This is a genomic window from Staphylococcus caeli, assembly GCF_051413795.1.
Taxonomy (GTDB): domain Bacteria; phylum Bacillota; class Bacilli; order Staphylococcales; family Staphylococcaceae; genus Staphylococcus; species Staphylococcus caeli_A.
Map to the genome: position 1 here is coordinate 1 of NZ_JBOIRQ010000055.1, position 300 is coordinate 300.

Genomic DNA, 300 nt, shown 5'->3' on the forward strand with positions numbered 1-300 from the left:
CTTTAAGATCAACATTTGTTGGAATATCTATTGTGTAGTTGCCTTCATCATCAGCTGTTCCTGTACCTGTTGTTCCGTCTGGGAACGTTACCGTTACTGTTGAACCTGGTTCTGCTGTTCCACTGATTGTTGTATCATCACTTGTTACGTCATTCACCGTTGGTGCCTCTGGTGCTGTCGTATCTGTTACTGTTGTTGTTGCTTCTTCCGACACATTTCCATCTTTATCTGTTGCTGTTACAACGATATTTTCATCGCCTTTAAGATCAACATTTGTTGGAATATCTATTGTGTAGTTGC

The 300-nt window shown here is 40.7% G+C and carries 1 protein-coding gene; it reads right to left on the reverse strand.

The annotated features are described in order from the left end of the window. Positions 1-300 (reverse strand): Ig-like domain-containing protein (locus ACSULM_RS12520; protein ID WP_436863130.1); only part of this gene is annotated, 300 nt, incomplete at both ends.